The organism is Rudaea sp. (assembly GCF_036383415.1).
GTDB lineage: Bacteria > Pseudomonadota > Gammaproteobacteria > Xanthomonadales > Rhodanobacteraceae > Rudaea.
Genome location: NZ_DASVOK010000130.1, coordinates 24,629 through 31,090, shown reverse-complemented (window position 1 = coordinate 31,090; position 6,462 = coordinate 24,629). Strand labels below are relative to the sequence as shown.

Here is a 6,462-nt window from a genome sequence, read left to right as displayed (position 1 = left end):
ACGCGGAGAAACTCGGCGTCAAGGTCGACGATCTGCTGCTCTCGCAGCCCGACACGGGCGAGCAGGCGCTGGAAATCGCCGACATGCTCGTGCGTTCGAGCGCGGTCGAGGTGATCGTCGTCGACTCGGTCGCCGCGCTCACGCCGCGCGCAGAAATCGAAGGCGAGATGGGTGACCAGCTGCCCGGCCTGCAGGCGCGCTTGATGTCGCAGGCGTTGCGCAAGCTGACCGCGAACATCAAGCGCTCGAACACGCTCGTCATCTTCATCAACCAGCTGCGCATGAAGATCGGCGTAATGATGCCGGGCCAGAGCCCGGAGACCACGACCGGCGGCAATGCGCTCAAGTTCTACGCCTCGGTGCGCCTCGACATCCGCCGCATCGGCGCGGTCAAGAAGGGCGACGAAATCGTCGGCAACCAGACCAAGATCAAGGTGGTCAAGAACAAGCTCGCGCCGCCGTTCAAGCAGATCGTCACCGAAATCCTGTACGGCGAGGGCATCAGCCGCGAGGGCGAACTGATCGACCTGGGCTCGGACAACAAGATCGTCGAGAAATCCGGCGCCTGGTACAGCTACGGCGGCGAGCGCATCGGTCAGGGCAAGGACAACGCGCGCCAGTATCTCAAGGACAATCCGACCGCGGCCAAGGAAATCGAGGACAAACTGCGTGTGGCGCTGGCACCGAAGGCGAGCACTCCGGCTGCGCAGACCGAGGAACTCGAAGAGGTCTGAATCGGCGCGCCCGCTTTGTGGGCGCTCCATGATCGACACGGTCTGTATCGAAGGGACGCGAAGCGGGGAGTCGAAACCCCTTTCGCGTCCTTTTTTCGTTTTGACCGTAACGTTTCCTGTGCATTCAGCTCGCGTGGTGCGCGCGGGGCTTGTCGCGCAATGCTTGCAAACTGCGCGATCGTCCACACTTGACGGGATAGTCATACCGCGTCACCCTCGCTTTGTCCGGCGTTGCGCCGAGGCGAACACGGCGACGCGGACGAGCAAAGCATTCAGGAAATCCAATGGCAAACCCCGTTCCAAACCAGCCTGTGCAGCAGCATCTGTCCAACATCAACGAATTGCCGGTGTTGCCGCTGCGCGATGTCGTCGTCTATCCGCACATGGTGATCCCGCTGTTCGTCGGGCGCGAGAAATCGGTACGCGCGTTGGACATGGCGATGGAAGGCGACAAGCGCATCCTGCTCGTCGCCCAGCGCAGCCCGGACATCGACGATCCGCAGGCGGGCGACCTCTATTCGATCGGCACGGTCGCGACCGTGCTGCAACTGCTGAAACTCCCCGACGGCACGATCAAGGTGCTGGTCGAAGGCCTGATGCGCGCGGAAGTGTCGAGCTTCTCCGAGCGCGACGGCATCATGACCGGCTACGCGCGCGCACTCGAGTCGATCTACACGCGCGAGCCGCGCGAGGTCGAGGTCGTCTCGCGCTCGCTCGTGTCGATGTTCGAGCAGTTCGTCAAGCTCAACCGCAAGATTCCGCCCGAATTGCTGGCGACGCTGTCCGGCATCGATGACACCAGCCGCCTCGCCGATACGATCGCCGGGCACCTGTCGATCCGCCTGCAGGACAAGCAGCGCGTGCTCGAAACGGCCGACGTGGCCGATCGCCTCGAAATGCTCATGGGTTTCGTCGACGGCGAGATCGATGTGCAGCAGATCGAGAAGCGCATCCGCGGCCGCGTGAAGTCGCAGATGGAGAAAAGCCAGCGCGAGTACTACCTCAACGAGCAGATGAAAGCGATCCAGAAGGAGCTGGGCGAGGGCGAGGATGCGCCGAACGAAGTCGAGGAGCTGACCAAGAAGATCGACAAGGCCGGCATGCCGCCGCCGGTCGAGAAGAAGGCGCGCGCCGAGCTCAACAAGCTCAAGCAGATGCCGCCGATGTCGGCCGAAGCCACGGTGGTGCGCAACTACATCGACTGGCTCGTCGGCGCGCCGTGGAAGAAGCGCAGCAAGGTGCGCAAGGACCTGGGCGCTGCCGAAGAAGTGCTCGATGCCGACCACTTCGGTCTGGAGAAGGTCAAGGAACGCATCGTCGAATACCTCGCCGTGCAATCACGCGTGAAGAAAATGAAGGGTCCGATCCTCTGCCTGGTCGGGCCGCCGGGCGTGGGCAAGACCTCGCTGGGTCAGTCGATAGCCAAGGCGACCGGGCGCAAGTTCGTGCGCATGTCGCTCGGCGGCGTGCGCGACGAGGCCGAGATCCGCGGCCATCGCCGTACCTATATCGGCTCGATGCCGGGGCGCTTGATCCAGAACCTCAACAAGGTCGGCACCAAGAATCCGCTGTTCGTGCTCGACGAGATCGACAAGATGTCGATGGATTTCCGCGGCGATCCGTCCTCGGCGCTGCTCGAGGTGCTCGACCCCGAGCAGAACCACGCGTTCAACGATCATTACCTCGAGGTCGATTTCGATCTGTCCGAAGTGATGTTCATCGCGACCGCGAATTCGCTCAACATCCCGGGCCCGCTGCTCGATCGCATGGAAGTGATCCGCATCCCTGGTTATACCGAAGAAGAGAAAATCAATATCGCCGAGCGCTATCTGCTGCCGAAGCAGGTCAAGGCGAACGGTCTCAAGCCCGAGGAAATCTCGGTCAAGACCGAGGCCGTGCGCGACATGATCCGCTACTACACGCGCGAGTCGGGCGTGCGCAATCTCGAGCGCGAGCTCGCCAAGATCTGTCGCAAGGTGGTGACCGAGCTGACCCTCGCCGCGGACAAGGCGAAGAAGTCGGGCAAGGCCGAGAAGAAGCGCGGCAAGGTCACGGTCGACAGCAAGAACCTCGATCGCTACCTCGGCGTGCGCAAGTTCCAGTTCGGACGCAGGGAATTGCAGAACGAGATCGGCCTGGTCACGGGTCTGGCGTGGACTTCGGTGGGCGGCGAACTGCTCAGCATCGAAGCCTCGATCGTGCCGGGCAAGGGCCGGCTCGTGAACACGGGCCAGCTTGGCGACGTGATGAAGGAGTCGATCCAGGCCGCATTGTCGGTTGTGCGCGCGCGCACGGATCGGCTCGGCATCGAAGCGGATTTCCACCAGAAATACGACATCCACATCCACGTGCCCGAAGGCGCGACGCCGAAGGATGGGCCGTCAGCGGGCATCGGCATGTGCACCGCGCTGGTGTCGGCTTTGACTAAGGTGCCGGTGCGCTCCGAAGTGGCGATGACCGGCGAAATCACGCTGCGCGGCCGCGTGTTGCCGATCGGCGGACTCAAGGAGAAGCTGCTTGCGGCGCATCGCGGCGGCATCGAGACCGTGATTATTCCGGAGGAAAACGAGAAAGACTTGGCAGAAATTCCCAAGAACGTGACCGAGTCGCTCGAGATTCGGCCGGTGGGCTGGATCGACGGGGTGCTCGATATCGCCCTCGAACGCCCGCTCTCGCCGCTGCCGGAAAAAGTGGAAAAAGTGGAAAATGCGCAAAATGTTGCATCGGAGCCTGCCGTCGAAGACGCAGCCGGCTCGACCGCCGTGCGTCCTCACTGATGCGCGAATGCATGTCGGCGCAATGCGCCGGCATGCAAATTCCTGACCAGCATGTCAAGCCGCCTTGCACAAAATCGGCGCGTTTGCCGACACCGCGAAAATCGCTGCAGGGCGCATTGCAATTGAGGTTGCGCAGGGTGGGGAGGGCTGGTATAAAGTTCGCGCCGCCCTTCGCGTCTGCCGCTTTCGGCTTGATGCAGAAGGCGCGGGGCAACGAGGCCAGCAAGCTACCCTGTCTTTGCCTGCACATGCTTCGTATGATTTCGATTACCTAACGGCGAGCGCTCGCCAATATCCTTCTGGGAGAGACATAACATGAACAAGGGTGAATTCGTTTCCGCGGTGGCCGAATCGGCCGAACTGACCAAGGCCGATGCCGGTCGTGCGGTCGAAGCCGTCATCGAAGTGATCACGAAGGCGTTGAAGAAGGGCGACAGCGTCGCGCTCGTCGGCTTCGGCACGTTCCTCGCGCGCAAGCGCGCAGCGCGCACGGGCCGCAACCCGCGCACCGGTGCGACGATCAAGATCAAGGCTTCGAAGAATCCGTCGTTCAAGGCTGGCAAAGCGCTGAAAGATGCTCTAAACTAAGCGGCTCGCCTGCCAAGGGTGCTTAGCTCAGCGGTAGAGCGTCGCCCTTACAAGGCGAGGGTCGGGGGTTCGAAACCCTCAGCACCCACCAAACTCGATGCGGGTTACCACTCGTAGCGGTAAGGCAAAAAGAAAATGGAATCCGGCACGGCTCCACACCGGATTCCGACAGTTAGTGCGGAGTGGTAGTTCAGCTGGTTAGAATACCGGCCTGTCACGCCGGGGGTCGCGGGTTCGAGTCCCGTCCACTCCGCCATTTATAAACAAAGGCGCCGCAAGGCGCCTTCGTTTTATGTACTCGTGCGTTCATCCCTGAACGCGAAAGTCAAAAAGCGGCCATCCTTGGCCGCACTTCTCAATTAAGAGAAATACATTTCCATGCTGCAGACATTGCACGACAGGTTTTCCGGTATCGCGGCGAAGATCCTTCTCGGCGTCGTCGTGATCGTATTCGGCGGATTCTTCGGCATCGAGCAATACATGAATCCGAAGACCGATACCTTCGTCGCCAAGGTGGATGGCAAGGAGATCAGCCAGGACCAGTTTCGACAGGCCTACAATAATTACCGCTCGCAGATGCAGCGGGCCTACGGTACGCAGTTCGATGCAGCCGCATTCGATACGCCCGAGCGCAAGCGCCAGGTGCTCGATCAGCTGGTCAACGAGCAGTTGCTCGCCGGCGCCAACGAGAAGCTGGGCGTGATGGTGCCGTTTTCGCAAGTGAAGCAAATGATCGAGGCCGAGCCTGCGTTCCAGACGGACGGCAAATTCGACCGCAATCTTTACAACATGCGTATTCGCGCCGCCGGCATGACCGAGCGGGGCTACGAGGAAGGGCTGATCAAGGACCTGGCTACGCGCCAATTGCCGGCGGGTCTCGCCCAGATCGGCGTCGTGACGAATGCCGAGATCGACAGCTTCCTCAAGCTGCGCGACCAGACCCGCGATTTCGGCTACGTCAAATTCGAAAGGCCCGCAGCCGACGCGATCAAGGTCGCCGATGCGGATATAGAGAAGTACTACAAGGACCACGGCGGCGAATTCATGACGCCGGAGAAGATTTCGCTGGCCTACATCGAACTCGACGCGGCCAAGATGAAATCCGATGTGACGCCGGACGAGGCGACGCTGAAGCAGCGTTACGATGAGCAGAAGGCGAGATTCACCGCGCCCGAGCAGCGTCAGGCCTCGCACATCCTCGTCAAGGTGGAAAAGAACGCGAATGCCGACGCGCAGAAGGCCGCGCTGGAGAAAGCGAAGGCGATCGAAGCGGAAATCAAGGGCGGCAAGGATTTCGCAGCGCTCGCGAAGGAAAAATCCGACGACCTCGGCTCGAAGTCGCAGGGCGGCGATCTCGGCTGGCTGGAGAAGGGCTTGACCGATCCAGCATTCGAGACCGCACTGTGGGCGATGAAGAAGGGCGATGTTTCCGCGCCGGTGCTGTCGCCCGAAGGCTACCATCTGATTCAGCTGCGCGACGTGCGCGAAGGCAAGGTTAAGCCGTTCGAGGAAGTGAAGGCCGAACTGGCCAAGCAATATCTGGAAACCGAGAACGAACGCCGCTACAGCGATCTGGCCGGCAAGCTCGTCGACGCGCTCGGCAACGATCCTTCGCTCGCCAATGCCGCCAAGCAGTTCAACCTGCCGCTGCAGAAGACCACCCTGTTCACGCGCGCCGGCGGCGAGGGCATCGCGGCGAATCCTGCGGTGACCAAGGCGGCGTTCGCGCCGGGTGTGCTCGTCGAGGGCAACACCTCGGACGCGATCACGCTCGCGCCGAACCATGTCGTCTTCGTGCATCTGGATCAACACGAGACGCCCGTGCAGAAGCCGCTCGATCAGGTACGCGAAGAGATTCGCGGCAAGCTCGTCACGGTGCAACTGGCCAAGCAGGCGAAGGAGCAGGCCGATACCCTGTATGCGCGCCTGCAGAAGGGCGAGGCGCTGGAGCAGATCGCAGCAGTCGTGAAAGCCAAGGTCGAGCAGGAGAAGGACATCGGCCGCAACGCCGCGAATCTCGACGGCAGGCTGGTCGCGGAAGTGTTCAAGCTCGCGCGCCCCGCGGCGGCGGACAAGCCGACGACGGCCGAAATCGCGCTGCCGAATGACGCCTACGCCCTTGTTGCGTTGACTGTGGTCAAGGATGCCGATCCGTCCAAGCTCGATGCGAAATCGAAGGAAGCCGCACGCAATCAGCTCGCCCAGGGTTACTCGAACGATGCGGTGCGTGGTTTCCTCGAGGCGCTGCGCAAGTCGGCCGATGTCAAGATCGCCGAAGACCGCTTGCTGCAATAAGCGAAAAAGCGTCCAGCGTGATTCAACGCGGATAGAGCAGAGTTGCCTCTATCCGCTTTTAACGCTTC

The 6,462-nt window shown here is 61.6% G+C and carries 4 protein-coding genes and 2 tRNA genes; all 6 read left to right on the top strand.

Annotated features, from left to right (window positions below):
- Positions 1-734 (top strand): recombinase RecA (recA, locus tag VF497_RS05095; RefSeq protein ID WP_330886553.1); only part of this gene is annotated, 734 nt, incomplete at its 5' end.
- A gap of 284 nt (positions 735-1,018) precedes the next feature.
- The gene (gene lon / locus VF497_RS05090) at positions 1,019-3,511 is read left to right on the top strand and encodes an endopeptidase La (protein ID WP_330886552.1); all 2,493 of its coding nucleotides are present in this window, start codon (positions 1,019-1,021) and stop codon (positions 3,509-3,511) included.
- Positions 3,512-3,826: 315 nt separating this feature from the next.
- Positions 3,827-4,099 carry an HU family DNA-binding protein gene (locus VF497_RS05085; RefSeq protein WP_330886551.1) on the top strand — a complete coding sequence of 91 codons (273 nt, stop codon included), beginning with the start codon at positions 3,827-3,829 and terminating at the stop codon, positions 4,097-4,099.
- Between the two features lie 16 nt (positions 4,100-4,115).
- Positions 4,116-4,190 (top strand) — tRNA-Val (locus VF497_RS05080).
- A gap of 88 nt (positions 4,191-4,278) precedes the next feature.
- Positions 4,279-4,355 (top strand) — tRNA-Asp (locus VF497_RS05075).
- A gap of 122 nt (positions 4,356-4,477) precedes the next feature.
- On the top strand, positions 4,478-6,394 hold the full coding sequence (locus tag VF497_RS05070; RefSeq protein WP_330886550.1) for a SurA N-terminal domain-containing protein: 1,917 nt from the start codon (positions 4,478-4,480) through the stop codon (positions 6,392-6,394).
- Positions 6,395-6,462: the final 68 nt, after the last annotated feature.